This is a genomic window from Burkholderia sp. PvR073 (assembly GCF_054055695.1).
Window position 1 is genome coordinate 954,498 of the sequence record NZ_JBSRXO010000002.1, and the last position, 25,748, is coordinate 980,245.

Consider the following 25,748-nt stretch of genomic DNA (forward strand, 5'->3'; position numbering starts at 1 on the left):
AAGGTGAGCGCTGCGGCGCTCGACCGCGACACGATCGATGTGTAAGCGTGTGTCAGGACTCCGTCGCGGCGGCGACTTCCGCGGCTTCGGTGAGCGCGTCGAGAAAGCGCGTGCGCCACCAGTGCACGTCGGTCTTGCGCACGATCGCCATCAGCGCGTCGTGACGCTGGCGGCGTTCCTCGATCGGCATCGTGAGCGCGCGCTGGATCGCCTGCGCGGTGCCCTGCGTGTCGTACGGATTCACGAGCAGCGCGGGCTTCAGCTGCTCGGCCGCGCCCGCGAAACGCGACAGCACCAGCACGCCCGGGTCGGCCTCGTCCTGGGCGGCGAGAAACTCTTTCGCGACCAGGTTCATGCCGTCGCGCAGCGGCGTGACGAGTGCGACGCGGCTCGCGCGATAAAGGCCCGGCAGGCGCTTGCGCGCGACCGTGCGGTGGATGTAGCGCATCGGCATCCATTCGAGTTCGCCGTAGTCGCCGTTGATCGCACCGCACAGGCTGTCCATCTCGCGCCGCAGGTCGTCGTACGCGCCAAGATCCTCGCGGCTCGGCGCGGCGATCTGGATCAGCGTCGCGCGATCGCGGTTCTCCGGATACTGTTCGAGCAGCTGACGGAACGCATGCACGCGTTGCGGCAGCCCCTTCGTGTAGTCGAGCCGGTCGACGCCGACGAGCAGTTGGCGACGCGAATACTCGTCGCGCATCCGCTCGAACATGTCGATGCCGTCGCGATTCTCTGCGAGCGCCGCGAATTCGTCGACGTTGATGCCGATCGGGAACGCCCCGGCCGACAGCGTGCGACCGAACGCGTGCAGGCGGCCGTCCGGCAGCCGTGCGGCACCGGCTTCCGCCTCGACGTAGTGCTCGAAGTGCAGCAGGTCCGATTCGGTCTGGAAACCGACGAGGTCGTACGCGAACAGCGAGCGCATCAGCCACTCGTGCTCCGGAATCGCGGCCATGATCGGCGGCGGCGGCATCGGAATGTGCAGGAAGAAGCCGATCGGATTCCTGCAGCCCATCGCGCGCAGCTCGGCGGCGAGCGGAATCAGCTGGTAGTCGTGGACCCAGATGGTGTCGTCGGGACGCAGCAGCGTGCTCAGCTTGCGCGCGAACAGCTGGTTCACCCGCCGGTAGCCGTCCGCGAAGCGCCGGTCGAACTGCGCGAGATCGAGCCGGTAGTGGAACACCGGCCACAGCACGTTGTTCGAGTAGCCGAGATAGTACGCGTCGTAATCCTGTGGATCGAGATCGATCGTCGCGAGCTGGATGCCGCCGACGTTCTGGATCTGCACGTCGTCGCCCTGGGCGGTACGTTCGTCTTCACCGCGCAGCCTGCCGCTCCATCCGAACCAGACGCCGCCGGATTCCTGCAGGCTGTCTTTCACGGCCACGGCCAGCCCGCCGGCCGCGGCTTTACGGGGATCTGCGATGCGATTGGATACGACGACGAGTCGGCTCACCAGCTCTCCTGCGAATAGTTTGGGAAGGTTCGTGCGGCCAGGGCGTGAGGCGGACGCCGCCATCGACGCGAAGCGCGATGGGGCCGCGGTACGAACGGACGGGAATCAGGGGCACGCGATTCGCTGTCCGAACGTGGAGTGCTTTTTTAGGATACTCGTCATTCGGCTGATTTAAAAGTGCATGACCGAGATCAAGGGGGCCGCGCATCCGGCGCGATGCGCGTCGTTGCGTGCATTCGGAGGGCGGGACCGGAAATTGCGCAGCGCGGCGGAGGCCGTGTGCGCAACGGGAGGCGGAGGGCCGAGACGGGAAGCGCAGATGCGGGGAATCGAGGGTGTTCGGTCACGCACGCGGTGTCGATCGGAGTGCTCGGATCGTCCGTGGCGCGCGTTGTCGAAGCGAGCGCGAGGACGCGTGCCGCGGACCCGTGAAACGCATCGCGTATCACGTTACGTGCGCGTAACCCCCGCCGCACACAGCGCGCGATGCGGAACCGAACCGGTGAAGCGCGCCGCGGGACGCGTCGCGTATCACGTTTGCATGCGTAACGACTGGCGCACACAGCGCGCGATGCGCAACTGACCCCGTGGATCGCGTGGCCGCGCATCGTATCCTGCATGCGCCTGACGCGTGATCGCGTCAGGCGGTAGCCGCCTGCCACTGCGACGCGCCGCCGCCCGCATGCGTGCGCGCATACGCCGACGTCGCAACTTCGCCGGCCGGCATGCGGAACGCGGACACCGTCTGCGACAGCTCGCGGCCCTGCGTCTCGAGCGATTTCGATGCGGCCGCAGCCTGTTCGACGAGCGCCGCGTTCTGCTGCGTCGTCGCGTCCATCTGCGTGATCGTCAGGTTCACCTGATCGATGCCGCGACTTTGTTCGGCCGATGCCGCCGCGATTTCACCCATGATGTCGGTGACGCGCGCGACGGCCTGCGTCACGTCCGACATCGTCTTGCCGGCTTCGCCCGCGAGCGCGGAACCGTCCTGGATCGTCTGCACCGATGCGCCGATCAGTTCCTTGATTTCCTTCGCGGCGGTCGACGAACGTTGCGCGAGACTGCGCACCTCGCTCGCGACGACCGCGAAGCCGCGTCCCTGTTCGCCCGCGCGCGCGGCTTCGACGGCCGCGTTCAGCGCAAGGATGTTGGTCTGGAATGCGATGCCTTCGATGATCCCGGTGATGTCCGCGATCTTCGACGAGCTGTTGCCGATTTCCGTCATCGTGTCGACCACGCGGCCGACCACCGAGCTGCCGCGCAGCGCGACGTCCGATGCATTCGCGGCGAGCGTGCTCGCCTGCTGCGCATTCTCCGCGTTCAGGCGCACCGTCGACGTGAACTCTTCCATCGTCGCGGCGGTCTCCTGCAGCGAGGCGGCCTGTTCCTCGGTACGCTGGCTCAGGTCGAGGTTGCCCGATGCGATTTCGCCCACCGCGTGCGCGATGCTGTTCGACGAATCGCGCACGCGGCCGACGATGTCGATCAGACGCGTATTCATCGTATGCAGCGCTTCGAGCAGGTCGCGCGTCTCGTCGTTGCCGCTCACGCTGATGCGGCTGCCGAGATCGCCGTTGGCCACCGTGCGCGCGACGTCCACCGCCGCGACGATCGGCACCGTGATCTTGCGCGTCAGCCAAAGGCCGCCGCCCACCGCGATCGCGACCGCGATCAGGCTGATGGCCAGCAGCAGGTTGCGCCCGGTCGTGTAGCGATCCGCGAATGCCTGGGCGATCGCGATTTCGCGCTCGTGCGTATAGCTTGCGTACGCATCGGTTGCGCGAACCAGTTGCGCGAGCAACGGACGGCAGCGATTGTCGATATCGGCGGTCGCCTCTTCCTTCTTGCCGGCCTGCGCGAGCCCGACGATATTCAGCGCGACGGGCCCGTAGCTCGCTTCGATGCGCGCGATCTCGGCGACCAGTTCGCGCGCGCGATCGGTCGTGTCGGTCGCGTTCGCCATCAAGCCCTTCAGTTTCGCGAGATCGTCCTGCACGTCCTTGTGCGCCTGTTGCACTTCGGCGAGTTCCTGCTGAATGTCGGACGGCGTGGTCACGAGCACCAGGTTGCGCGCGGCGATCGCGCGCCGGTCGACCGCCGTCCGGATTTGCGCGGTGAGGTTCGCGCGCGCGTTGATGCCGTTCATGTACCGGGAGAACTCGTCGTTCGTGTCGGACAGCGCTTTCAGCGCCATGCCGGACACGATCACGACGACCGCGGCGAGCAATCCGAAGCCGCCAAGTAGTTTTGCCTTGATGGTTATTCTGGCGATTTTCACGATGTGCCTCTGTGCGAGTGGGTGACGAAGGGAATTTATTGTTCGACCGAAAATAGGCTCGTGCCGTCATTAACGGGTATTTCGGATATTTCTTTACCCTTCGAAAACCCTGATTGCGATTCTTTTTTCGCTGGAAACCCTGACGGGCTGGTGTTTTTGATCTGGAGCAAAAAGAGCGAATTCCCGGTGATTCTCGCGTTCATATACAGCATCTGATGCCGGTCATTCAGGGAAGTTAATAAATTAGGGGGCGACTGAGAAAATCGTCTCGTTAATTGTATTTTTGATTTACGGGTGAATTGCGCATTTACTTTTGGACGTCCGGTCACGCGATTCGGCCCCGTAAAACGGGCGCATGGATTGTCGCCCGGTCGAACGGCCCGCGGCCGGTGCCGCGGGCCGTCCGACGATCAGAACGTCGTACGCAGGCCCGCCATCACGCTGCGGCCGCCCTGTGGTGCGAAGCCGCGCACGACCGAGGTCGCGTAGCGGATCTCCTGGTTCGTCAGGTTGTCGCCGCGCAGGTACGCGAGCCAGTGCATCGCAGCGACACGGAACTTGTACGTGAGCATCACGCCGAGCGACGTGTAGCCGTCCGTCGGGAAGTCGTTGTCGGGCACGCGGTGCTGCGACCACGCATGCGTGACCTGCGCGCGTGCGCCGAACGGGCCGTAACCGTAGTCGGCCGCGAGCGTCGCGCGCAATGGCGCGATGCGCGGCAGCGGCTGGCCGGTGTCGACGTTGCGCGCATGCGTGTAGTCGGCGGTCAGTTCCAGGTCGACCGTATGGCCGCGCCGCGAGAACGCACGCCACTTGCCGTCGAGTTCGACGCCGTAGAACTCGGCGCGCACGCCGCGATAGATCGCTTCGTTGAGCGAGCCATCGGCGCCGGGTGTGACCGGTTCGCCGTCGTCGTCCACGACGCGGCCCGTGTTGTACTCGGTCAGGTAGTTCGAGAAGCGGTTGTAGAACACCCCGACGCTGCCGCGGTTCGGGCCGCTCGCATAGCGCAGCGACAGGTCGGTCGACACGGCCTTTTCCTTCGACGCGTTCGGGTTGCCGATCAGGAACTGGCCGGTCGCGTCGTGCGGGCCGTTCGAGTACAACTCGTAGAAGGTCGGCGCGCGTTCCGTGTAGGCGACGTTCGCCGCGACCGACCACACCGGCGTCAGCGAGAAGAGGGCGCCGGCCGATACGCTGCCGGCATTGAAGTCGCGCGGCTGCGCGCCCGCGAATTTCTCGACGCCGGCCGGATCGGGATCGACCTTCACGTGCTCGAAGCGCCCGCCGAGGCTCAGCTTCAGCGCCGGGTCGACCTGCCATTCCTCGAGGCCGAACAGCGCGACGCTGTTCGTGCGCGTGGACGGCACCAGCATTTCGTCGCCGAGCGCCGAGAACGTGTTCCGGCCGAACTGCACGCCGATCGCGCCTTCGAACGGGCCGATCCTGCGATGCCGCGCCTCGATGCGCGCTTCGTAGCCGCGGTTGCGGAAGGTGGTCGCCGTCTCGCCGTTGTCGACTTCCTTGTGGCGATAGTCGGTGTACGCGAAGTCGAACTTCAGCTTCGTGAACGGGCCGCTCAGGTTGCGCACCTCGGACGCGAGCGCGAGCCGTTCCTGGCGCATCCGCAGGCGCACGTCGTCCTCGGCGACGGAGCCGTAGTTCGATTCGTAGCCGCTGTACGACAGGCCCGCGAAACCGTCGGCCCACGTGTACGACGCGCCGGCGGCGCCGCCGTGCACGCGGCCGTCGCTGTTCGGTACGCTGCCGTACGGCTGCGGCGTGTCGGGGCCGTCGATCGCGCGTTGCGCGCTGCTGCGCGCATAGCCGGGAATCCGCAGCTTGCTGGCCTCGCGGTCGAATGCGTCCACATGGAACGCGAAGCGGCCGTTGCCGCCTTCGACCTGCGCGGCGCCCGCGCGCACCGAGTTCGCGCCGCCGTAGCGCGCATCCAGCGCGCCTGTCACGCCTTCGATCGCCTCGCGCGGAATCCGGTTGTCGATCGTATTGACGACGCCGCCGACCGCGTTGCCGCCGTACAGCAGCGCGGCCGGTCCACGCACGATCTCGACGCGCTCGATCGACAGCGGGTCCTCCGGCACCGCGTGGTCGTATGACAGCGACGATGCGTCGTAGGCGGCCACGCCGTTCTGCAGCAGCCGGATCCGGTCGCCGTCCATCCCGCGGATGATCGGACGGCCGACCATCGGCCCGTAGGTGGTGGTCGACACGCCGGGCAGGCCGTTGAGCGTCTCGCCGAGCGAATCGGCCTGGCGGCGCGTCAGCGCGTCGCCGGACAGTTGCGCGGTCGGCGCGATCAACTGGGTGTCGCCCAGCGGGTTCGCGGTCACGAAGATCGGCGCGAGCGACGTGGCCTGCGTCGGCGTCGACGAGGCGGGCGTATCGGCGGCCTGGGCTTGTGCGACGGCGGCAAGCAGCATCAGCGAAACGGGCGAGAGCGGGCGAAGCGGTAGACGAGGGAGGTCGCGCATGGTCGGTGAATCGGTTGGGATTGGTTGGTTTGGTCGGTCGGAAAGCGAGCCATGCGGGTCACGACTAGATACGATATATTGTTGCGTCAGCGGCGCGTAGTGGCCCCGCTATGACCCGGCCGGACATGACTCGGCGTCACTCGGCCACCCGGATGGAACGGGTCCAAGTGTTTCAGGTGGACGAGATTGCGAAATGATATGTTATATCATTTCGAATTCCAAGCGAAACGACGGTATGCCGAAGGGTTTCCGACCAACGGCCGAAATGGCTGCCTAGGAAGAAGGGGCGTCGAACCGGCACGGGACCGGCCGTCCGCGCCGCATGTCCCGCGCGAATGCGCCACTATCGCGCGCGTTTCCCGCCCCGTTGATGCGTATCAAGGCGCTCCGGTTTCGAGTCCGGATACTGGCCGGATCATCGACCACACAGGAGCGACACGTGACACAAACAATGAAAGCGGCCGTGGTACACGCGTTCGGCGAACCGTTGCGCATCGAGGAAGTGCCGGTCCCGACGCCGGGCGCGGGCCAGATCCTCGTCAACATCAAGGCATCGGGCGTCTGCCATACCGACCTGCATGCCGCCGACGGCGACTGGCCCGTGAAGCCGACGCTGCCGTTCATTCCCGGACACGAAGGCGTGGGCGTCGTCGCGGCGGTCGGGGCGGGCGTCACGCACGTGCGCGAGGGCGACCGCGTCGGCGTGCCCTGGCTCTACACGGCATGCGGTCACTGCGAGTACTGCCACACCGGCTGGGAAACCCTTTGCCACGGGCAGCAGAACACCGGCTATTCGGTCAACGGCAGCTATGCCGAATACGTGCTGGCCGATCCCGACTACGTCGGCCATCTGCCGGCGCAGGTTGCGTTCGACGAGATCGCGCCGATCCTGTGCGCGGGCGTGACGGTCTACAAGGGCATCCGCGTCACCGACACGCGTCCGGGCCAGTGGCTCGCGATTTCGGGCATTGGCGGGCTCGGCCACGTAGCCGTGCAATACGCGCGCGCGATGGGCCTGCACGTCGCGGCGATCGACGTGTCACCGGCGAAGCTCGAACTCGCGCGCCAGCTTGGCGCAGCGCTCACGATCGATGCGTCGGCCGACGATCCGGCGAAGGTCATCCAGAAGGAGATCGGCGGTGCGCACGGCGTGCTGGTCACGGCCGTGTCGCGCAGCGCGTTCGCGCAGGCGCTCGGGATGGTGCGGCGCGGCGGCACGGTGGCACTCAACGGCTTGCCGCCCGGCGATTTCCCGTTGCCGATCTTCTCGACCGTGCTGAATGGCATCACGGTGCGCGGCTCGATCGTCGGCACACGGCGCGACCTGCAGGAATCGCTCGATTTCGCGGCGGATGGCCTGGTGCACGCGCATATCCATCGCGACCGGCTCGGCAACATCAACGACATATTCGCGCGGCTGCGCGAAGGCAAGATCGACGGTCGCGTCGTGCTGACCGACATGCATTGACGCGCACTCGGGCACGCTGCCGCGACGCGGGACGTCGCGGCAGCGCTGCGCTCACGCGCGCATCACGGCGCGAAGAACACGTCGGTGCGGTTCGTCAGGTTGCCCGTGGTCTGGACGAACAGCGGATGGAACGACGACGACGGCAGCACGTCGAGCCCCTGGTAATCGCCGATGAAGAAGCCCTCCGCGTTCGGCGCGAGCCTCATGTCGAACGGGCCGCCGACGCGCCGCTCGTCGGCGAACGTGGTGCCGCCGTCATGCGAGATCTTGCGCCAGAACCCGGTCGGCAGCGTGGTCGTGTTGCCGGCCTGCAGATCGCGGAAGTCGTAGTAGGTCACCATGACGGCGCCCGCATTGTCGACGCGCACCGACGGATTGAACGCGGGGCGCCCGGTCCGCGTGTTCAACTGCATCGGCGCACTCCAGCTCGCGCCACCGTCCTTCGACGTCGACACCGCGATCTCGTCGTACTTGCCGCCGTTGAAGCGGCTGTCCTGCCAGACGACGTAGAGTTGCCCCGATGCAGGATCGATCGCGGGCTCCGGAATGATGTCGCCGGTGCGCACCGGTTCGCCGGTGTTCGGATCGGTCACGCCGACCGTCTGCAGTCCGGCGATCACCTGCGGTTTCGTCCAGGTCGCGCCGTCGTCGGTCGACTTGATGAACGCGACCTTGCCGGCGGCCTTGCTGAACGGCGGCTGGATCAGGTCGAAGAAGTTGTAGAGCGTGCCCGTTCTCGGATCGATGACGATCTGGTTGCCGATCGTCTGCTGACGCGACGGCACGTGGACGATGACCTTCGCTTTGCTCCACGTCTTGCCGCCGTCGACCGTCTTCGAGAACAGTGTCGGCCCGCGGTATGCCGCGGTGTGCAGATTCGCGTACGGGTTGCCGTTCGGCAGCTCGAGGCGGTCCCACACGGCATAGGCGGTGCCGGCCTTCACCGGATTCGCCGTCACCGATTCCTTATCGTTGAAGAACTGCGTCGTCGGCTCGTCGTTCGCGATCAGCACGGCCGGGCTGCTCCATGTCTGTCCGCCGTCGGTCGACACCGAAGCCCCGACCGCATTGCCGTTGTTCGACTGGTTGAACGAGATCGATACGGAGTACGCGGTGCCGTCCGGGCCGAACGACACCCAGGGATCGGACGCGCGCTCGTACTTGAGCCCACCTGGCGCGCATGCGCTGAACGGCTGCGGCGTGCGCGCCCAGGTCGCGCCGCCGTCGAACGTGTAGCCTGCGACGAGCCCGTGGGCGCCGCCGTTCGACCAGCGGTCCTGCTGCCACACGGCGATCATGTTGGTCGGGTTCGCGGGATTGACCGAAAGCCACGGTTCGACCTCGGCGTTCACGTAGTTCGTGCCGGGGCCGCCGATGGTGCAGGCGGCGAATGGACTCGGGCCGGACACGACCACGGGTTCGGCGTGCGCCGCCGCGGCGGCGGCCATCGCCATCACGGCGGACAGGCGGGTGACAAGCGAGTGGGACACGATCGTGCGTCGCATGGACTGCTCCTCGTTGACATGCGGCGGCGATGGCCGGGCACGGCACGGCGACGCAACGCGCATCGGTGCGTGGCCAAAGGGTGCCGTGCAACGCGTCGGGTCGGGTCGTTCAGGAAGCCGTTTCGGTCATCGCAATCCGCGTGTGCTGGATGCCGCCAGCACGTCGGTTAAGACTCCTCTTCGTTTTCATTACTTGTCGGGCAGAGCCTGCAATGCGGACCCGACGGGAAGGCCAGTCGGTGCATACGGCGAATGCAGCGAAGTGGATTGCAATGTAGGCGATCCCCATGCGGCGCGGGAGGCAATTTTTTGTAACAGAGCGTAGCCGGAAAGCGTTGCCGAAGCGGCACGTTGCGGCAACGCAAAATTTGCCGCCGAGCAGGCGCGGAAAACGAATCGAAAATGCGAATCGCAATCGCTTTCGATCGCGACGTTCGAGCCGCGTCGTATCGATGCGGTGCTGCGTGTCGCGACTATCGTGACTGACGTGACGCGTGGTCCGTGCCGTCAGCGCTCCGCCGGAAAACGGTCCTGCAATGCGTGCAGCCAGCGCGCGACGACGTCGAGTTCCGCGTCGGAAAATCCGTCGCACAGCTTGCCGTTCAGCTCGCGCAGCAACACGCGCGCACGCTTGAGCGCCGCGTGACCTTCGTCGGTCAGGAACAGGCGCGTGGCGCGCCCGTCGTCCGAATCGGCGTGACGCGCGAGCAGGCCGGCCTTCGCCATCCGGTCGGCGAGCCCCGTCATCGCAGACGGCGCCAGTTGCAGCGCCGCGCCGACTTCACCGATCAGCGCACCGTCCTGCTTCGCGAGGCAGAACAGCACGCCGGCCTGCGCGGCGCTGGCGCGCGCATCGGTCTCGGCCTGGCGGTCGACCCAGCGCTGCACGCGCCGCTGGCCGATGTTCAACAGGAAAAACAGTCGTCGGTCTTCGCTCAAGCTCGGTTCCCGGCAGCAATGGAAAGGGACGGGCGGCCCGCCTCGCGCGGCGCGTCGAGCGCCTGCGCGAGCCAGTCGGCGACCGCGGGCCACAGCACGGCGCCGGGCCGGCTGCGGAAGAAGCCCATGTGCCCGACCGGCCCGCTGCCTGCAGCGTGCGGATCGATCTGGCGGCGTTCGACGGCCGCGCGGGTCAGGTAGCTTACCAGCAGGTCGATCGCGGGCGGGTTCGCCCACGGATCGTCGTCGAAGCCGAGCGCGAGAATCGGCAACTGCTGCTTCGAGAAGCGCTCGGCCGCACCGAGCGTCGGATCGTCGAAGAAGTAGCGCGGCAACGTGGTCCAGCGGCTCCATTCGCGGAACACGCCGGCGGGGAGGTCCTCGCCGAGCCCGAGCCGCTTGCCGGGCACGTAGCCGAGCAGCGCGGACGCGAGCGGGCCCAGCACGCGCAGGATCAGCCGCACCTTCAATCGCTCCGCCGCGCGGGAAATCAGCCGCGTGCTGCCCGCGTGGGCGGCGACGAGCACGGCCGCGCGCAGGTGCGCGGTGCCGGCCGACAACCCGATCGCATGCCCGCCGACGCTATGCCCGACCGCCAGCAGCGGCAGCCCGTCGTACGCGTCGCGCGCCCACGCGATCGCGGCGCCGACGTCGAGCTCGACCCAGTCGCGCATGCGGGCCTGCAGCGCGCTCAGCCGCGCGGGCCGCGACGCGCCGATGCCGCGATAGTTGTAGGTCAGCGCCGCAAAGCCGCGCTCGGTCAGGAAGCGCGCGAAGCCCGCATACAGCCGCTCCGGCACGGCGGTTGCCGGATGGATCAACACCAGCGCGCGCGGCGGCGCGTCCGGCGACCACAGCGTGCCGCGCAGCGGGTAGCCGTCGGCGGCGGAAAACTCGATGGGTTCTGACGTCATGGCCGTCCTCGTGTCGGGCAGTTATTTCGTATGCGAAATATAGTGCGAGAATTATTTCGCGCGCGAAATATCTATCGAGGAATCATTCGAGCGACTTCCCGGCGAGCTGAATGCGGGACGAGTCGACACGGAACCTATTTTCGGCAAGATAACCCGTCGGTACGGGCCGGTAATGCCATTCGATGCCGGAACGGACAGGCCACACGTTCCATAAACTATTTGCATCTTTGCAAAGCAGAATATTGCGTTTGTCTCATGAAGCGCATCGACGTATCTTCACCGGTTCCATCCTGTCCGCCGGCCGTCGGGCCATGCGGGCCAAAGGGCGCCGCCGTCGCGCGGCTGCCCGCCAACCTCCGGGGAGATCACGTTGTTGAGCCGAATCGTTACTGCGCTGCTGCTCGCGCTCGCCGCGCAGCCGGGCGTCGCGAAAGACACCGTCACGCTGCGCGTCGGTGAACAGAACTACTTCAACATTCAGGCGTCGATGGAGGCGTCCGGCGTGTTGAAGGACCTGCCTTACACGATCGAGTGGAAGCACTTCCAGGCGGCCGCGCCCGTCGCCGAGAGCCTGAACGGCAACGCGATCGATATCGGTTTCCTCGGCGATTCCGCGCTGCTCACGCTGGCTGCGCGCGGCGCGCCGGTGAAGGTCGTCGCGGTGTCGCGGCAGAGCCTCGACGGCGTCGCGATCCTCGTGCCGAAGCACTCGCCGGTGCGCACCGTTGCCGACCTGCAGGGCAAGACCATCGCGGTCTGGCGCGGCGCGTGGAGCCAGCAGCTCGTGCTGCGCGCGCTCGAACACGCGGGCCTGCGCGCGGATTCCGTCAAGTACGCGTACCTGATGCCGATCGATGCGACCAACGCGCTCGCGAACGGCTCGGTCGACGCCGTGTCGTTGTGGGAGCCGTTCGTCAGCACGCTCGCGCTGCGGCAGGGCGCACGGCCCGTGACGACCGCGCAGGGGCTGATGCCCGCACTCAGCTTCGTCGCGGCGAACGAGCAGGCCGCAACCGGCAAGCGGGCGGAGATCACCGATTTCCTGAAGCGCGTGGTCACGGCACGCCAGTGGGTCGACAGTCATCCGCGCGAGTACGCGGACCTGTGGGCAAAGCGCGCGAAGCTCGAGCCGGACGTCGCGTACCGCTGGCTCGACAACGCGCACCAGCGGGTGGGCCCCGTCGACGACACGGCCGCGAAGGATGCGCAGAACACCGCCGATTTCCTGCACAAGGCCGGCGTGATTCCGGCCGCGTACGACACGGCGAAGCTGCTCGACCGCTCGTATGCGGGCGCGTTCGCGGCGCCCGCGCAAAAGACGGCCGCCGCGCAGTGACGGTGCCGCCGAGCCCGCCCATTCCGATTCCCCACCAGAAGGACAGCCCGACATGCCTGTCGACATCATCGGCATGATCACCGCGACGCCCGGCGCGGAGGTCGACGTACCGGGCGGCGCCGCCGTCCAGCCCGACTATGTGCGGCGCTTCGCGCAGGCGCACGAAGCCGCCGGCTTCGACCAGATCCTGGTCGGCCATTTCAGCAACGCGGCGGACGGCTTCATCGTCGCGTCGTTCGCGGCCGCCGCGACCGAACGGATCCGCATCCTGCTCGCGCACCGGCCGGGTGTGATCGTGCCGTCGGCCGCCGCCCGGCAGATCGCGACGCTCGATGTATTCAGCGGCGGCCGGCTCGCGCTGAACGTCGTGTCGGGCGGCGACGATGCCGACCTGCAGCGCGACGGCGATTTCGTGCCGCACGACGCGCGCTACCGCCGCACCGGCGAATATCTCGACGTGCTGAAACGCATCTGGCTCGCCGACGCGCCGGTCGATCACGATGGCGCGTTCTACCGGCTGCGCGGGGCGTCGCCTCTCGTGAAAAGCGCGCAGCGGCCGCACGTGCCGATCTATTTCGGCGGCTCGTCGCCGGCCGCGCTGGCGGTGGCGGGGCAGCACGCGGACGTCTACATGACCTGGGGCGAGCCGCTCGCCGCGGTGCGCGAGCAGATCGCGCGCGTGCGGGCCGCCGCGGCGCCGTTCGGACGCGCGCCGCGCATCAGCGTGTCGTTCCGGCCGATCGTCGCGGACACCGAAGCCGCCGCGTGGGAGAAGGCCGAGGCGATCCGCGCGCGCGTGCGCGCGGCGCGAGTCGCGCACGGCCAGCCGATCGACGGCCACGCGCCGCAGAATGCCGGTTCGCAGCGGCTGATGGCCGCGGCCGCGCAGGGCGACGTGCTCGACGAGCGGTTGTGGATGGGTGTCGCGAACCTGACCGGTGCACGCTGGAATTCGACTGCGCTCGTCGGCACGCCCGAACAGGTCGCGCGTGCGCTCGGTGCGTATTACCGGCTCGGCGTGTCGACGTTCCTGATACGCGGGTTCGATCCGCTCGACGATGCGCTGGCCTATGGGCGCGATCTGATTCCGGCGATTCATGCGCATATCGCGGAACTCGACCGGGAGGATGCGGCGGTGACGGCCTAGGCGACGACGGCCGATTCTTCGTTTCGCCCCGGCATGTCGATCGCGGACCGCCGGGGCGATTTCATCAGAATTTGCTCCGAGAAACCCCGCCATTTCCCGCAAGGGGACTTCCTTCGGGCGGATGGCGGGAAGGAAAGGAGTGCGGTTGACAGGCAGCTTCTTCCACGGGTTAGGATCACCGGCATGATCCTTGTCTACCGCTACCGCGTGAAGTCGCTCAACGGACTGCTCAACAAGCAGAGCCGTGCGGTGAACTACGTCTGGAACTTCTGCAATGACACGCAGAAGCACGCGCTCAAGTGGAGCAAGAAGTGGCCGACGGGTTTCGACTTGAACGTGTTGACGACCGGTAGCAGCAAGGAACTGGGCATCCACTCCGGAACAGTCAATGCAACGTGCGAGCAATACGCGAAGTCGCGCAGTCAGCGCCGTCGGCCCTACCTGCGCTATCGCGGCAGGAAATCGCTTGGCTGGGTGCCGCTGAAGGGGCGTGACCTGAAGCGCGAGGGTGACGCATTCCGTTTCGCCGGCAACACGTTTCGGGTATTCCACAGCCGGGCGCTTCCCGAAGGCAAGATCAAGGATGGGACCACCTTTGCGCAGGATGCACGTGGCAACTGGTTTCTGAACATCGTGATCGAGATGCCCGATGTTCAGGCCCGCCCGGTCCGTTCCGGTGTTGGCATCGATCTCGGCCTGAAAGACTTCGCCACACTTTCGACGGGCGAGAAGCTGCCCAATGACCGATTCGGCCGACGCGCGGCGGAGAAACTGGCGAAAGCGCAACGGGCGCGCAAGCACAAGCGGCATATCGCGAAGTTGCACGCCAAGGTCGCGAATGCCCGTGCCGATTTCCAGCATAAGCTCGCGCTCGATCTGGTGCGGCGCTTCGATTACCTCGCGGTCGGCAACGTGTCGGCCGCGAAGCTCGCCAGAACCAGGATGGCGAAAAGCGTCTACGACGCATCCTGGTCGTCCTTCCGAAACAAGCTCCGCTACAAAGCGATCGCGCACGGAGCCACGTTCGAGGAAGTCGACGAAAGCGGTTCTACCCAGTCCTGTTCGGCGTGCGGGTCGAGAGACAGCACGACGCGGCCGAAAGGTATCGCGGGACTGCGAATAAGAGAGTGGGCCTGTAGTGACTGTGGTGTCGAGCATGATCGAGATACCAACGCTGCGCTGAACATTCTCCGATGCGGACGTGCATCGCCAGGTGTGGGAATCACCTGCCTTTAGGCGGGTGAGGACGTCAATTCATGTGCCGGTGCATCGGTGTGTCGATGCATAGGCCCGTCGAATCAGAACGACGGCAACCCCGGCGGATTCGTCTGCGCCCGTGCGAGCGCCTCGCTCTGCAACCCCCAGCGCGCGAGCGCCTGCCCGTAGCGGCCGTTGTCGATCAGTGTGTTCGTCGCGAGCGTCAGGGCCGGCGCGAGCCCGCTGCCGCGACGCGTCGCGATCGCGACATCGGCATTCGCCGGCCAGCCCGCGTTGACGACGCCGACCCGGCGGATCTTGCCGTCGCGCGCAGCCTCGTACGCGAGCGACGCGTTCGGGTTCAGCTCGGCATCCGCGCGGCCCGACAGCAGCGCGACGCGTGCCGCCGCGTCGTCGTCGAAATAGAGCAGTTCGGTCGCCTTCGACCCTTGCGCGACATTGCGCCGGCTCCATTCGAGCAGGATGCGCTCCTGGCTCGTCCCGGCGCCCGTGATGATGCGCAAACCCGCGATGTCCTTCGGTTCGGCGATCCGCGCGATCGGGCTCGCGTTGCGCACGTAGAAGCCATGCAGCCCGAGCCGGTAGGTCGTGAAGTCGTACTTCTCCTTGCGTTGCTCGGTCACGCCGACGTTCGAGATCACCGCATCGTACTTGCCGGACGTGAGCCCGAGCGGCCAGTCGGCCCACGCGATCGGCACCAGCCGCAGCGTTCGGCCCAGCGCGTCCGCGACGAGCTGCGCATAGTCGGGATCGGCGCCCACCACGGTGCGCGCGTCGGTCGCGTAGGTCGACACGGGCGGCGCATGTGGCGAGATCGCCACCGTGAAGGCCCCGTCGCGCACCCACCGGTAGTGGCTGGCCGCGCGAATCGCCGCGTCGTCGCGCGACGCACGGATCCGGCCGCTCTGGCGCGGATCGAGGTCTGCCGTCGCAGTGGCTGCATCGGCCGCATGCCAGCGCAGACCGGATGCGGCCGCAAGCGCGGCTGTCATGAACTGGCGTCGGTCGATCATCGTCGGTCGCCTCGCAGGTGGGGCGCGGCGTGCATCACAGCACCCGCGACAGGAATGCGCGCGTGCGCGGATGGGCCGGCGCGTCGAGCACGATGGCGGGCGGCCCCGACTCGACGACGCGGCCGCGCTCCATGAACAGCACGTTGTCCGCGACTTCGCGCGCGAAGCCGATCTCGTGCGTGACGATCACGAGCGTGGTGCCTGAGCGCGCAAGTTCCTTGATCACGTCGAGCACTTCGTTGACCAGTTCGGGATCGAGCGCCGACGTCGGCTCGTCGAACAGCAGCACCTTCGGACGCAATGCGAGCGCCCGCGCGATCGCGACGCGCTGCTGCTGGCCGCCGGACAATTGGCGCGGGTAGGCATCGGCTTTATCCGCGAGGCCAACGCGCGCGAGCAGCGTGCGCGCGGTGCGCTCGGCGGCCTCGCGCGTGACGCCCGCGACGGCGACGGGCGCCTCGACGAGGTTCTCGAGCACGGTCAAGTGCGGAAACAGGTTGAAGTTCTGGAACACCATGCCGACCGCCGTGCGCCGCTTCAGCACGTCGCGCTCCTTCAGCTCGTGCAGCACGTCGCCGTCGCGCCGATAGCCGATCAGCTCGCCGTCGATGTCGATGAAGCCGTCGTCGACGCGTTCGAGATGGTTGATCGTGCGCAGCAGCGTCGACTTGCCCGAACCGGACGGCCCGATGATCGCCGTCACGCTGCCGCGCGGCGCGACGAACGACACGTTGTCGAGCACGCGCTGCATGCCGAACTGCTTCGATACGTTGTGCACGGCGACTTCGCCGCCGGCGCGCGGCAGCGGAGCGGCCGTGTCGTCGCCGCGTGCCGTTGCGGTGGCTGTCGCGTTACGTGCCGCGACACGCCGCCACAGCGCACCGACGCGCGCCAGCACGAACGTGAGTGCCGACGGCGGCGGGTTGCGCAGCGCGCCGCGCGCGTAGTGGCGCTCGACCTGAACCTGGATTGCCGACAGCACGGTCAGGATGATCAGGTACCAGACGGTCGCGACCATCAGCAGTGGAATCACTTCGAGATTGCGGCGGTAGATCACCTGCACCGTATAGAACAGCTCGGGCATCGCGAGCACGTACACCATCGAGGTGCCTTTCGCGAGCGAGATGAGATCGTTGAACGCGGTCGGCAGGATCGCGCGCATCGCCTGCGGCAGCACGATCCGCGTGGTCTGACGGCCGCGCGGCAGGCCGAGCGCCGCGGCTGCTTCGAGCTGCCCCTGGTCGACCGCGAGAATGCCGCCGCGGATCACCTCGGCGGAAAACGCTGCGTGGTTCAGCGTGAGGCCGAGCACGGCCGCGAGGAACGGGCTGATCAGGTCGGTGGTCGGCGTGTCGAACCACACGATGTCGGTGAACGGCACGCCGAGCCGCACGTGTTCGTACAGGTAACCGAGGTTGTTGAGGATCAGCAGCAGCACGATCAGCGGAATCGACCGGAACAGCCACACGAAGGTCCACGCGCTCGCGGCGAGCACGCGCGAACGCGACAGCCGCGCCAGCGCGACGAACGCGCCGAGCGCGAAGCCGAATACCGCGCCGAGCAGCGTCAGCACCAGCGTGCGCGCGAGCCCGGACAGCACCGGCGGCGACAGAAACCATTCGGCGAATACCGGCCAGCCCCATTGCGGGTTGCCGAGGATCGAATGCAGCGCGAGCGCGATCAGCACGAGCGCGAGCACGGTGCCGGCCGTGCGCGAGCGGTGGCGGGCCGGCACGATGCGCAGGCGCGTGCCGGCGTCGCGGACGCGGGACGAAGGAAGCGGCGGCAGTGCGCCGCCGAGATGGGTCGTGTCGCTCATGTCGGTGAAGGTCCTCGATCGGGTCGGTCTGACGCGCCGCGCGTGGCGGCGCGTCGGCGTCACGCGTGCGCTTCGGCCGCGTCGTCCTGTTTCTGCGCCGCGCCGGGCGCCGCGTGGCGGCTCGCCTTGCGCGGCAGGCCGAGGTGGTCGCGCAGCGTGCTGCCCGGCAGGTCGCGGCTGTAGCGGCCGCGTGCCTCGAGTACCGGAATCACGAGGTCGACGAAGTCGTCGACGCCCTGCGCCTGCACCGCGAAGCCGAGGATGAAGCCGTCGCCGGCGCCGGCGTCGTGCCAGCGGATCAGCTCGTCGGCGACATGCTCGGCCGTGCCGATGAAGTTCGGGCGCGGCGTCGCGACGGCGAGCGCCGTCTCGCGCAGCGTGAGGTGCTTGCGCTTCGCGTCGGCCTTGATCCGGTCGGTGGTCGAGCGGAAGCTGTTGCGACCGATGTCGCCGAGTTCGGGAAACGGCGCGTCGAGTGCGTACTGCGTGAAATCGTGGTGATCGAAATAGCGGCCGAGATAGGCGAGCGCCTCGTCGATCGTCAGCAGGTCGCGGATCGCCTGGTATTTGTCTTCCGCTTCGGCGGCCGTGCGGCCGACGATCGGGCCGACGCCGGGGAAGATCTTCACGTCGCCGGGCTGCCGCCCGTGCTCGACCGCGCTCTGCTTCACGCGCCGCGTGAACGCGGCCGTTTCGTCGAGCGACGGCGAATGCGTGAACACGGCATCCGCATACTTGCCCGCGAGCCCGATCCCCGTGTCGGACGAGCCGGCCTGGAAGATTACCGGCTGCCCTTGCGGCGAGCGCTGGATGTTCAGCGGGCCCGCGACCTGGAAGAATCGGCCGTGATGGTCGAGCGTGTGGAGCTTGTCACGATCGAAGAAGCGCCCGGTCGCACGATCGCGCACGAACGCGTCGTCGTCCCAGCTGTCCCACAGCCCTTGCACGACCTCGAGGTATTCGTCGGCGATCTCGTAGCGCAATGCGTGCTCGGGATGCGCCTTGCCGAAATTCTTCGCGGTGCCTTCGAGCGGTGTCGTCACGACGTTCCAGCCCGCGCGCCCGCCGCTGATCGCGTCGAGCGACGCGAGCTGGCGCGCGACCGTGAACGGCTCGCTGTACGACGTCGAGATCGTGCCCGCCAGCCCGATCTTGCTCGTCGCGACCGCGAGCGCCGACAGCACGGTCAGCGGCTCGAAGCGGTTCAGGAAGTGCGGGATCGACTTCTCATTGATGTAGAGGCCGTCCGCGACGAACGCGAACGCGATGCCGGCGGCTTCCGCCTTGCGCGCGATGCCGATCGCGAAGTCGAGGTTGATGCTCGCGTCCGGCGGGTTGCTCGGGTGTCGCCACGCGTTCATGTGGCTGCCTGCGCCTTGCAGCATCAGGCCGAAGGGAATCGATCGTCGGGTCGTCATGGGGGCGTCACGCGTTCTGGTCGGGGTAAAGGGAACGTTCGGCCGAAAGGGCCGCCCGCACGGGCGTGATCGACTGCGCGCCGCCGAGCCATTCGGCCGACGCGAGCCGCGCCGCGTAATCGGTCACCGGCGAGTCGATCACGAATGCGTCAACGTCGAGCCGCCGGCTCAGCGCGTCGAGCGCGCGATGCACGCGCTCGGGCGTATCGGCCAGCACGGTCGGGCGCAGCTCGTCGATCCGGTAGTCGGACGCGCCGCTTTGCCGCGCGAATTCCGCCGCAGCCTGCGCGCTCGCCAGGTTGAAGCTCTGGCCGCCGGCGAACTGCAGCCGGAAGATCTTCATCGGCCCGATCAGCTGCTCGGCCGCGTCGCGGGTCGGCGCGGCGACCGCGTACAGCGCGACGAGCGCGCGCGTGCCGCCCGCGTCGCGATACGCGGTGAGCGAGCGCTCGAGGTTCGCGTCGTCGCCGTTGAAGTGCCCCGCGTAGCAGAAGCGCCAGCCGTGGCGCGCGGCGAGCGCGCCGCTGTCGGGCGAGCCACCGAGCAGGATGCGTTCGGGCGCGTGCGGTGGCACCGGCATCGCGAGCGCGCCGGCGAGCGGATGATCTTCGGCGACGCCCCAGCCGAGGAACGCGTCGAGCGCCGCGAGCTGGCCCGCGAAGTCGGGCTTGTTCGCCTTGTCGTGATACCACTGCAGCGCGCGCGTGGTGAGCGGCAGCCCGCCGGGCGCCTTGCCGATGCCGAGATCGACGCGGCCCGGCCCGAGCGCGGCGAGCAGCCTGAACGACTCGGCGACCTTGAACGGGCTGTAGTGCTGCAGCATCACGCCGCCCGAGCCGACGCGAATGCGCGACGTGTGCGCGAGCAGGTGCGCGACCACGATCTCGGGCGCGGAACTCGCGAAGCCCGGCGCGCCGTGATGCTCGGCCACCCAGAAGCGCTCGTAGCCGAGCTGTTCCGCGCGCTGCGCGAGGGTCGTCGTGAAGCGCAGCGCGTCGGCGGCGGTCGTGCCGTCGGCGATCGGGCTCTTGTCCAGCAATGAAAGCGAATAAGACATGGTGTTCGGCGTTCCTGCGCAACGCGTGGAAGGGGGCGCTCAGATCTTCGGCAGGCCCGGCGGATTGGTGCGCGACTGGTCGATCGCTTCCGATGCGAGGTTCCAGCGGTCCAGGATCTGCTGGTAGCGGCCGTTCTTGATCAGCCCGTTCAGCGCGACCGTCAGCGGATCGGCGAGCCCGCTGCCGCGGCGCGTCGCGATCGCGATGTCGGCCGTGCGCGGCCAGCCGCCGCTGATCGCGCCGACGAGCCGCGTCTTGCCTTGCTGCGCGCTCTGGTACGCGAGCACCGAGTTCACGCTGAACATGGCATCCGCGCGGCCCGACTGCACGGCGACGATCCGCATCGCCTGGTCGTCGTAGTACTGGACCTGCACGGGCTTCAGGCCGTGCGCGACGTTCTCTCGGTCCCACGCGAGCAGGATCTTTTCCTGGTTGGTGCCGGCGTCGGTCACGATGCGCAGCCCGGCGACGTCCTTCGGCTCGCGGATCGACTGGATCCTGCTGTCGTTGCGCACGTAGAAGCCGACCTGGTCCTTGCGGTAGGTCGAGAAATCGAACTTCTGCTTGCGCTCCTCGGTGACGGTGACGTTCGAGATCACCGCGTCGACCTTCCCCGATTCGAGCGCGAGCGGCCAGTCGGCCCACGCGAGCGGGACGATCTTCAGCTTGCGGCCGAGGCTGTCGGACACGAGCTGGCCGACGTCCGCGTCGAAGCCGATCACCGTGCGCGCGTCGGTCGCATACGAGCTGATCGGCGGCAGGCTCGGCGCGACGCCGATCGTCAGCGTGCCGGCTTCGGCGAACTTGAACGACGCGGGCACCGCGCGTTCGACGGCCGCATCGACGGTGCCGCGCGGGCGGCCGCGCTGCTCGGGGCTCAGATCGAAGGTCGCGGCGGCCGCGGCGATCGCGGTCACGCCGATCAGCGCGGCGGCTAGTGCGGCGGCCAGCGTGCGCAGCACGCGCGGCGTGAAGGGTACGGCTCGTGGCATGGATGCGTCCTGTCGTTGTCGTGTCGTTGTGTGTCGTGGGAAACGGAGTCGGATGAAGCGAACGGTTCAGCGCGGCAGCACCGGTTCGGGGAGCGGCGCCCACAGATCGGCGAGCGTCGACGTGCGCGACGGATCGGCGAGATCCTTGCCGAAGCGCAGGTGGAAATACGTTTCGGGGTCGATCGACGAATCGAACAGACGCGTATAGCCGGTGCGGTCGTACAGCGCCCACGCTTCGGGCTGGCGAAAGCCGGTGGTGAGGTACACGCGTCGATAGCCCTGCTGCGCGGCGCGCTGCTCGAGGGCGTCGACGATCACGCGTGCGAGCCCCTGACGGCGCAGGTCCGCGCGAGTCCAGATGCGCTTGAGTTCGGCCGTCTGCGCGTCGTAGCGCTTGAACGCGCCGCCGCCGATCGTTTCGCCGTCGCGCAGCAGCAGCACGAACGCGCCTTCGGGCGGCGCGAACTGCTCGGCCGGGTAGCGCGCGAGTTCGTCGCGGGCGGATGCGCGGCTGTCGGGGCGGTACGCGTCGTAGCGCGTCGCGTATTCGTCGATCAGCGCGTCGATCAGCGGCTGGGCGCGGACATCGAGCGGCGTCGTGTCGATGATGCGGTCGTTCGTGGCCATGGGCATCGCGAAGGGCGCGCGATGCGGACCTTCCTGGCGGGGGCGGGGCACACGGCCCGTCCGGTCGGTTCCGTTATCGCGACGCGGTTGTCGTGATGACGGCGGCCGCTCGGTATCCTGCGAGACATCCGGCGTGCCGCCGCCGTTTGGAACACGTTAGCGGCGCGGCTGGCAAAGGCGAACGAAGCAATTGCGATAAGGATTTCGCGGGTGGTGTAAGAAGGCTTGCAGGCGGAGTGGGGTGGGGAACGGGCGTGGTGCGGAGCCGCGCCCGTTCGATGGGTGTATGACGTGGATGACCGTTGTGGATCGGCGAGGTGTCGTTGTTTCGATGGCCTACCGGTCGTGCCGATTCGGGGTTGTTTCTGCAGGGGCACGAGCCTCCGGCCGCGACTCGCCGCCATGGTGGCTACGGTCCTCCTCGAATTGTCGCGTCAGTGCGACGCCCCGCCGTCGCGGGGCGATGGTCCTCGACGACGACGGAGTCAGGCTGCCGCCTGATGAATCGAGTCGTGCTGATCGCCACCCAGGATATCGACAAGATTGGTCAGCATCCGCCCCAATTCCCCCGTCATCAGCGTGACATCCGAATCGAAGCGTTCATCGTCATTTTGCGCAGTGGGATCCGCCGCCTCCTTGATCACGTCGAGCGGCGTGACACGCTTGATCGTCAGCGACGGTGTCAGCACGAATGAGACGCGGTCATCCCAGGTCATCGCGAGGCGCGTGCATTGTTTGCCGGCTTCGATGTGCCGGCGCATGTCGTTCGCTTCCAGCGCGTGGCCGACGTATCGCACCGTGGCGCCACCTTGGTCGCTCGAGCGCAACTCGGCGTCCTGGTCCACGGTGAAGCCGCCCGGCGCGTCGCCGGACAGCAGCCAGTCCGTCATCGCTGCCACCGGCGAACGGGCCACATGAACACCGGTGAGCGGCAGCGGGTCGATCGATTTGACGAGCAGGCTGCGAACGTCGTCGGCAAGTGCCTGTGCAGCCGCATCGATGACGAGCCAGCCGTTCGCCGTATCGATCCACACGCGGGTATCGCGACGAATGCTGAACGCGCGCGGCATCAGTTCGTCGGTAACCTGCTCCTTGAGTTCGCGCAGTTGTTTCCGGCCGACCTTGAAACCCTGCTGCTCCTCGACTTCAAGCGCACGCGCTTTGGTTACTTGATTGACGACCGATGCCGGGAGCAGCTTCTTTTCGGCACGAAACAGCAGCAGCATCTGCCGGTTGATCGAATACACAAGCGCGCCGTCGTCACGCGGCGAAGCCCATCCGACGCTCTGCATTTCGACGCTGCTGCCCGGCTGAAACGCGTAAGGCGCCAGCCATTTTTCCATCTGGTCGGGGGTCACGGCCCAAGGTGCCGGAAGACGGTGAAGCTGAAGGTTCTTGAACCACATAGGGGGGACGGGCAAAGCGCGTCATTCTATATGACGCCGACGGTTCCCGGCCAATTTCAATCGTTCGACAACATCGCGAAGATCGCCGGCAATCTCGCGGATGTGCGCGACTTGCTTTGGCCTACCTCAAGAAAGCCGTGAAGTAAGTTTCTCTTTCCGAGAAGGAATCCAGACGTGATAAAGGCCATTTTTTTATTACCATGGGCCAGTGGTTTTTGAACATGCTTTACGATGTGTCGAAATAAGACTTGAAGAGAGCATCTTCATCGACAACCCTGTAGAAAATCTGATTTCACCAAGCGCGCTTGGCATGAGTGTGGTTTTCCACGACGATGAAAAAAACGATGGTGGGAAACGGATCGCAACCCTCAGGGACGAGTTCCACATCCAGAAACCGGGGCGTTTTTGCATTAATCGGGCGTACCTCGGCTGCCTGCGATTCAGTGCGTCGTGCCCACAGGCAGTTACGATGGTGCGCCGAATAAGTCAATCGGCGCACCATCGAAGCATGGGTCAGGTCACTTCTTGATGAAAGAATCCTGGGGGATCGGAACCGGGCTCCAGATCTCCGCATCCGATGCGTTTGCCGAGTATGTCCAGATGGGCGTGCCCTTCGCGACCGATCTCCATTGGAGGTCGAAGACAAGTTGCGAATTGGTCACGTTTTCGATGTAGCCCGATTGCGGGTCGTCCGATTGCGGGTCGAATTGCCATTGCTGAGAGGCCGACGCGTGGTTTTTCACGTAGGTGTTCAGGACAAGGTATTGCTCGTCGGATACCGTTCCGCAGTCGATGGCGAGCGTGGGGTCGCTGTGCAGCGTGATTCCGCCATCCGCTTGGAAGTCCCACTCGGTATACAGGTGGTCCGTACTGGCAGGAACGAGCACCACCTTGTTGCCTTTGACGCGATCGGTGACGCCGATGACCCAGCTGGTATCGGCCGTGTAAGAAATTTTTGCCATTTTTTCCTCTGAGAGGTAATTGGATGAGTCGATAAACGAATGCTTCCTTCCCGACAGCAGCCTCACACGGAAATCATCCTTGCCACAAGACCCTTGATGTATCTGCATATAATCGACAAAAAATCGTCGGCGCTTTATTGGCAAGGTTTGAGGATGGGCTTCTGCCTGGGATAAACATTAGGTCCGTCACATCGCTGAATCAATTACATGCGATTACACGAAAGGATGGCGTTGTCGCATAAATCGGACGAGCAAGCGGCCGGCTGACGTTTACGCAAAATAGCCGGTCCAGCACCCTTTTTAACAATCCGGGTTTGCCATCCGCGTGGGCGTGCCGAACCGCATGGCGGACCTCGCACGCCCGCAATCCGTTCGCATTGCCTGAAATCAATGACCATCGGCCTTACCTCGTCACTACGCCCGATTAATGCAACAACGCCGAAACCGGAGTGACACGCAGAGCCGTTGCGCGAATGGCCGCCGTTGGGCGAACGGGCGGGCCGTTCAAGGTCGACATGCAGCATCGGAGCGGCGCCGGGCTGAAATCGACGAGAAAGAGACAATTGATGGTTGTATCGAGATTGGCGACAATGAATGCCATTCCAACCGAGGGCAAAAAAATAATGATGAATTCCGGCGACGGCCTGACCAGTCCAGCGCGGCTCCTGCGACTCGCGTCATGGGTAATTGCGATCATCTTCGCGGTCTTTCTGAACATGCTCGGCAGTCTTGTGATCCGCGACATGGCGTTCGCGCCGAGCGGCGGTCCGCCCGTCATCGAGCAATTCGCTGACACTCAGGCAAAGGCGCGGCTGGACGCGGCGCGGCGCCGTCTGCAGGCGCAGCACGACGCGCTTGTCGAGAAGGCCGACACAATGGAAGTGGCGCGCGGCCGCGCCGCGAAGGAGTACGCGGCCGAGAAGGAAAGTTTCCGCAACTGGCTGGCAACCCGCTCGGTGACAGGAGACAGCGCGAGGAACCCGGACATTCTGGCCAGAACGCACAAGCTTGATACGCTCCAGGCCGTGGTGGTCAACTGGCAGCATCAGATCGATGCGATCGGCGACCAGCAACGGGCACTGAGCTCGCAGCAGACTCAAGTGAACACGCAAATCGCCGAAGCGGACGCAGCGGCCGAACGGCGCTTCGACGAGGCAACGCGGCACTACGAGATGCAAGTGTTCGGGCTTCGCCTGGCGCTGACGTTACCGATACTGCTGGTTGCGATCTGGCTGTTCATCCGCTACCGCAAGGTGCGCTACTGGCCTTTCGTGTATGGTTTTGGCCTGTTTGCACTGAGCGCGTTTTTCATTGAACTGGTTCCGTACCTGCCGAATTTCGGCGGCTATGTCCGGGTTCTGGTCGGCATTGCACTCACGGTATTCGCCGGCCTTTACATGATGAAGGCATTTCAGCGCTATGCCGAACGCAAACGGCTCGAATTGCAGCAGGATCAGGGCGCACGCGCGCGCACGATCGGATACGAAAAAGCCGTTCGGTCACTCGAAAAAAAGCGCTGCCCGTCATGCGACAAACAATGGAATCTCGGCGGCGACGATTCCACGTTCTGCGTACATTGCGGATTGCGGCTTTTCAATGTATGCGAATGCGGTGGCCGGAATTTCTTCTTCTTCCCGCATTGCCATCAATGCGGTGCTGCGCAGGGAAACGAGTCACCCGGCTGACGGTCCGCATAT

20 protein-coding genes are annotated in these 25,748 nt (G+C 66.3%); 6 read left to right on the top strand and 14 right to left on the bottom strand.

What is annotated here, in order from left to right; translation table 11 throughout:
- Positions 1-52: 52 nt before the first annotated feature.
- The 3 genes from otsA to ACVK00_RS11505 all read right to left on the bottom strand — a co-directional run bounded on the left by otsA (position 53) and on the right by ACVK00_RS11505 (position 6,178).
- Entirely contained in the window at positions 53-1,459 is a 1,407-nt protein-coding gene (gene otsA / locus ACVK00_RS11495) for an alpha,alpha-trehalose-phosphate synthase (UDP-forming) (protein WP_228907686.1), read from the bottom strand.
- 640 nt (positions 1,460-2,099) lie between these two features.
- Positions 2,100-3,737 carry a methyl-accepting chemotaxis protein gene (locus ACVK00_RS11500; protein WP_284897833.1) on the bottom strand — a complete coding sequence of 546 codons (1,638 nt, stop codon included), beginning with the start codon at positions 3,735-3,737 and terminating at the stop codon, positions 2,100-2,102.
- 410 nt (positions 3,738-4,147) lie between these two features.
- Positions 4,148-6,178 carry a TonB-dependent receptor gene (locus ACVK00_RS11505; protein ID WP_284897835.1) on the bottom strand — a complete coding sequence of 677 codons (2,031 nt, stop codon included), beginning with the start codon at positions 6,176-6,178 and terminating at the stop codon, positions 4,148-4,150.
- Between the two features lie 490 nt (positions 6,179-6,668).
- Between ACVK00_RS11505 and adhP the strand changes: the two genes are divergently transcribed.
- Positions 6,669-7,697 (top strand): alcohol dehydrogenase AdhP, encoded by a 1,029-nt coding sequence (gene adhP / locus ACVK00_RS11510; RefSeq protein ID WP_284897837.1) that lies wholly within the window; start codon positions 6,669-6,671, stop codon positions 7,695-7,697.
- A 62-nt stretch (positions 7,698-7,759) separates the two neighbouring features.
- Here adhP and ACVK00_RS11515 read toward each other — a convergent pair whose 3' ends face one another.
- From ACVK00_RS11515 to ACVK00_RS11525, 3 genes are all read right to left on the bottom strand, one after another.
- Positions 7,760-9,202, bottom strand: a complete 1,443-nt coding sequence (locus ACVK00_RS11515; protein WP_284897839.1) for a sialidase family protein — start codon at positions 9,200-9,202, stop codon at positions 7,760-7,762.
- A gap of 507 nt (positions 9,203-9,709) precedes the next feature.
- Positions 9,710-10,141: a MarR family winged helix-turn-helix transcriptional regulator gene (locus ACVK00_RS11520; protein ID WP_228907681.1), complete on the bottom strand. Its 432-nt coding sequence runs from the start codon at positions 10,139-10,141 to the stop codon at positions 9,710-9,712.
- The gene (locus ACVK00_RS11525; protein WP_284897841.1) at positions 10,138-11,055 is read right to left on the bottom strand and encodes an alpha/beta hydrolase family protein; all 918 of its coding nucleotides are present in this window, start codon (positions 11,053-11,055) and stop codon (positions 10,138-10,140) included. The genes ACVK00_RS11520 and ACVK00_RS11525 overlap by 4 nt, the downstream gene beginning before the upstream one ends.
- 370 nt (positions 11,056-11,425) lie before the next feature.
- Here ACVK00_RS11525 and ACVK00_RS11530 point away from each other — a divergent pair, with 370 nt between their 5' ends.
- The 3 genes from ACVK00_RS11530 to ACVK00_RS11540 all read left to right on the top strand — a co-directional run bounded on the left by ACVK00_RS11530 (position 11,426) and on the right by ACVK00_RS11540 (position 14,774).
- Entirely contained in the window at positions 11,426-12,391 is a 966-nt protein-coding gene (locus ACVK00_RS11530) for an ABC transporter substrate-binding protein (protein WP_354123069.1), read from the top strand.
- A 52-nt stretch (positions 12,392-12,443) separates the two neighbouring features.
- Entirely contained in the window at positions 12,444-13,538 is a 1,095-nt protein-coding gene (locus tag ACVK00_RS11535) for an LLM class flavin-dependent oxidoreductase (protein WP_284897845.1), read from the top strand.
- 183 nt (positions 13,539-13,721) lie between these two features.
- Positions 13,722-14,774, top strand: coding sequence for an RNA-guided endonuclease InsQ/TnpB family protein (locus tag ACVK00_RS11540; protein ID WP_354123296.1), 1,053 nt, complete (start codon positions 13,722-13,724; stop codon positions 14,772-14,774).
- A 62-nt stretch (positions 14,775-14,836) separates the two neighbouring features.
- Here the strand turns inward: ACVK00_RS11540 and ACVK00_RS11545 are convergent, their stop codons facing one another.
- The 7 genes from ACVK00_RS11545 to ACVK00_RS11575 form a co-directional block, all read right to left on the bottom strand.
- A complete protein-coding gene (locus ACVK00_RS11545; protein WP_284897848.1) occupies positions 14,837-15,769 on the bottom strand; it encodes an ABC transporter substrate-binding protein in 933 nt (310 codons plus the stop codon).
- Positions 15,770-15,803: 34 nt separating this feature from the next.
- Positions 15,804-17,588 carry an amino acid ABC transporter permease/ATP-binding protein gene (locus ACVK00_RS11550; RefSeq protein WP_284897850.1) on the bottom strand — a complete coding sequence of 595 codons (1,785 nt, stop codon included), beginning with the start codon at positions 17,586-17,588 and terminating at the stop codon, positions 15,804-15,806.
- 59 nt (positions 17,589-17,647) lie between these two features.
- Entirely contained in the window at positions 17,648-19,006 is a 1,359-nt protein-coding gene (locus ACVK00_RS11555; RefSeq protein ID WP_284897852.1) for an LLM class flavin-dependent oxidoreductase, read from the bottom strand.
- A 7-nt stretch (positions 19,007-19,013) separates the two neighbouring features.
- The gene (locus ACVK00_RS11560) at positions 19,014-20,063 is read right to left on the bottom strand and encodes an LLM class flavin-dependent oxidoreductase (RefSeq protein WP_284897854.1); all 1,050 of its coding nucleotides are present in this window, start codon (positions 20,061-20,063) and stop codon (positions 19,014-19,016) included.
- 39 nt (positions 20,064-20,102) lie between these two features.
- A complete protein-coding gene (locus ACVK00_RS11565) occupies positions 20,103-21,056 on the bottom strand; it encodes an ABC transporter substrate-binding protein (protein WP_284897856.1) in 954 nt (317 codons plus the stop codon).
- 66 nt (positions 21,057-21,122) lie between these two features.
- Positions 21,123-21,683 carry a GNAT family N-acetyltransferase gene (locus ACVK00_RS11570; RefSeq protein ID WP_284897857.1) on the bottom strand — a complete coding sequence of 187 codons (561 nt, stop codon included), beginning with the start codon at positions 21,681-21,683 and terminating at the stop codon, positions 21,123-21,125.
- A gap of 485 nt (positions 21,684-22,168) precedes the next feature.
- Positions 22,169-23,089 (bottom strand): recombination-associated protein RdgC, encoded by a 921-nt coding sequence (locus ACVK00_RS11575; RefSeq protein WP_284897859.1) that lies wholly within the window; start codon positions 23,087-23,089, stop codon positions 22,169-22,171.
- Here ACVK00_RS11575 and ACVK00_RS11580 point away from each other — a divergent pair.
- Positions 23,063-23,230, top strand: a complete 168-nt coding sequence (locus ACVK00_RS11580) for a hypothetical protein (protein ID WP_284897888.1) — start codon at positions 23,063-23,065, stop codon at positions 23,228-23,230. The two genes, ACVK00_RS11575 and ACVK00_RS11580, sit on opposite strands and share 27 nt — an antisense overlap.
- 377 nt (positions 23,231-23,607) lie before the next feature.
- Here ACVK00_RS11580 and ACVK00_RS11585 read toward each other — a convergent pair whose 3' ends face one another.
- Positions 23,608-24,051, bottom strand: a complete 444-nt coding sequence (locus tag ACVK00_RS11585; protein WP_354123070.1) for an RICIN domain-containing protein — start codon at positions 24,049-24,051, stop codon at positions 23,608-23,610.
- Between the two features lie 626 nt (positions 24,052-24,677).
- On the opposite strand from ACVK00_RS11585, the gene ACVK00_RS11590 reads away from it, so the two are divergent.
- Positions 24,678-25,736, top strand: a complete 1,059-nt coding sequence (locus tag ACVK00_RS11590; RefSeq protein WP_456826949.1) for a hypothetical protein — start codon at positions 24,678-24,680, stop codon at positions 25,734-25,736.
- The last annotated feature ends 12 nt before the right edge of the window (positions 25,737-25,748 follow it).

What these genes read in the sequence shown, in the direction of transcription:
- ACVK00_RS11505 (WP_284897835.1), bottom strand. Translation starts at nt 6,178, where the DNA reads ATGCTGCTTGCCGCCGTCGCACAAGCCCAGGCCGCCGATACGCCCGCC.
- ACVK00_RS11515 (WP_284897839.1), bottom strand. Translation starts at nt 9,202, where the DNA reads ATGCGACGCACGATCGTGTCCCACTCGCTTGTCACCCGCCTGTCCGCC.
- ACVK00_RS11525 (WP_284897841.1), bottom strand. Translation starts at nt 11,055, where the DNA reads ATGACGTCAGAACCCATCGAGTTTTCCGCCGCCGACGGCTACCCGCTG.
- ACVK00_RS11535 (WP_284897845.1), top strand. Translation starts at nt 12,444, where the DNA reads ATGCCTGTCGACATCATCGGCATGATCACCGCGACGCCCGGCGCGGAG.
- ACVK00_RS11540 (WP_354123296.1), top strand. Translation starts at nt 13,722, where the DNA reads ATGATCCTTGTCTACCGCTACCGCGTGAAGTCGCTCAACGGACTGCTC.
- ACVK00_RS11545 (WP_284897848.1), bottom strand. Translation starts at nt 15,769, where the DNA reads ATGATCGACCGACGCCAGTTCATGACAGCCGCGCTTGCGGCCGCATCC.
- ACVK00_RS11550 (WP_284897850.1), bottom strand. Translation starts at nt 17,588, where the DNA reads ATGAGCGACACGACCCATCTCGGCGGCGCACTGCCGCCGCTTCCTTCG.
- ACVK00_RS11555 (WP_284897852.1), bottom strand. Translation starts at nt 19,006, where the DNA reads ATGACGACCCGACGATCGATTCCCTTCGGCCTGATGCTGCAAGGCGCA.
- ACVK00_RS11560 (WP_284897854.1), bottom strand. Translation starts at nt 20,063, where the DNA reads ATGTCTTATTCGCTTTCATTGCTGGACAAGAGCCCGATCGCCGACGGC.
- ACVK00_RS11565 (WP_284897856.1), bottom strand. Translation starts at nt 21,056, where the DNA reads ATGCCACGAGCCGTACCCTTCACGCCGCGCGTGCTGCGCACGCTGGCC.
- ACVK00_RS11570 (WP_284897857.1), bottom strand. Translation starts at nt 21,683, where the DNA reads ATGGCCACGAACGACCGCATCATCGACACGACGCCGCTCGATGTCCGC.
- ACVK00_RS11575 (WP_284897859.1), bottom strand. Translation starts at nt 23,089, where the DNA reads ATGTGGTTCAAGAACCTTCAGCTTCACCGTCTTCCGGCACCTTGGGCC.
- ACVK00_RS11585 (WP_354123070.1), bottom strand. Translation starts at nt 24,051, where the DNA reads ATGGCAAAAATTTCTTACACGGCCGATACCAGCTGGGTCATCGGCGTC.
- ACVK00_RS11590 (WP_456826949.1), top strand. Translation starts at nt 24,678, where the DNA reads ATGAATTCCGGCGACGGCCTGACCAGTCCAGCGCGGCTCCTGCGACTC.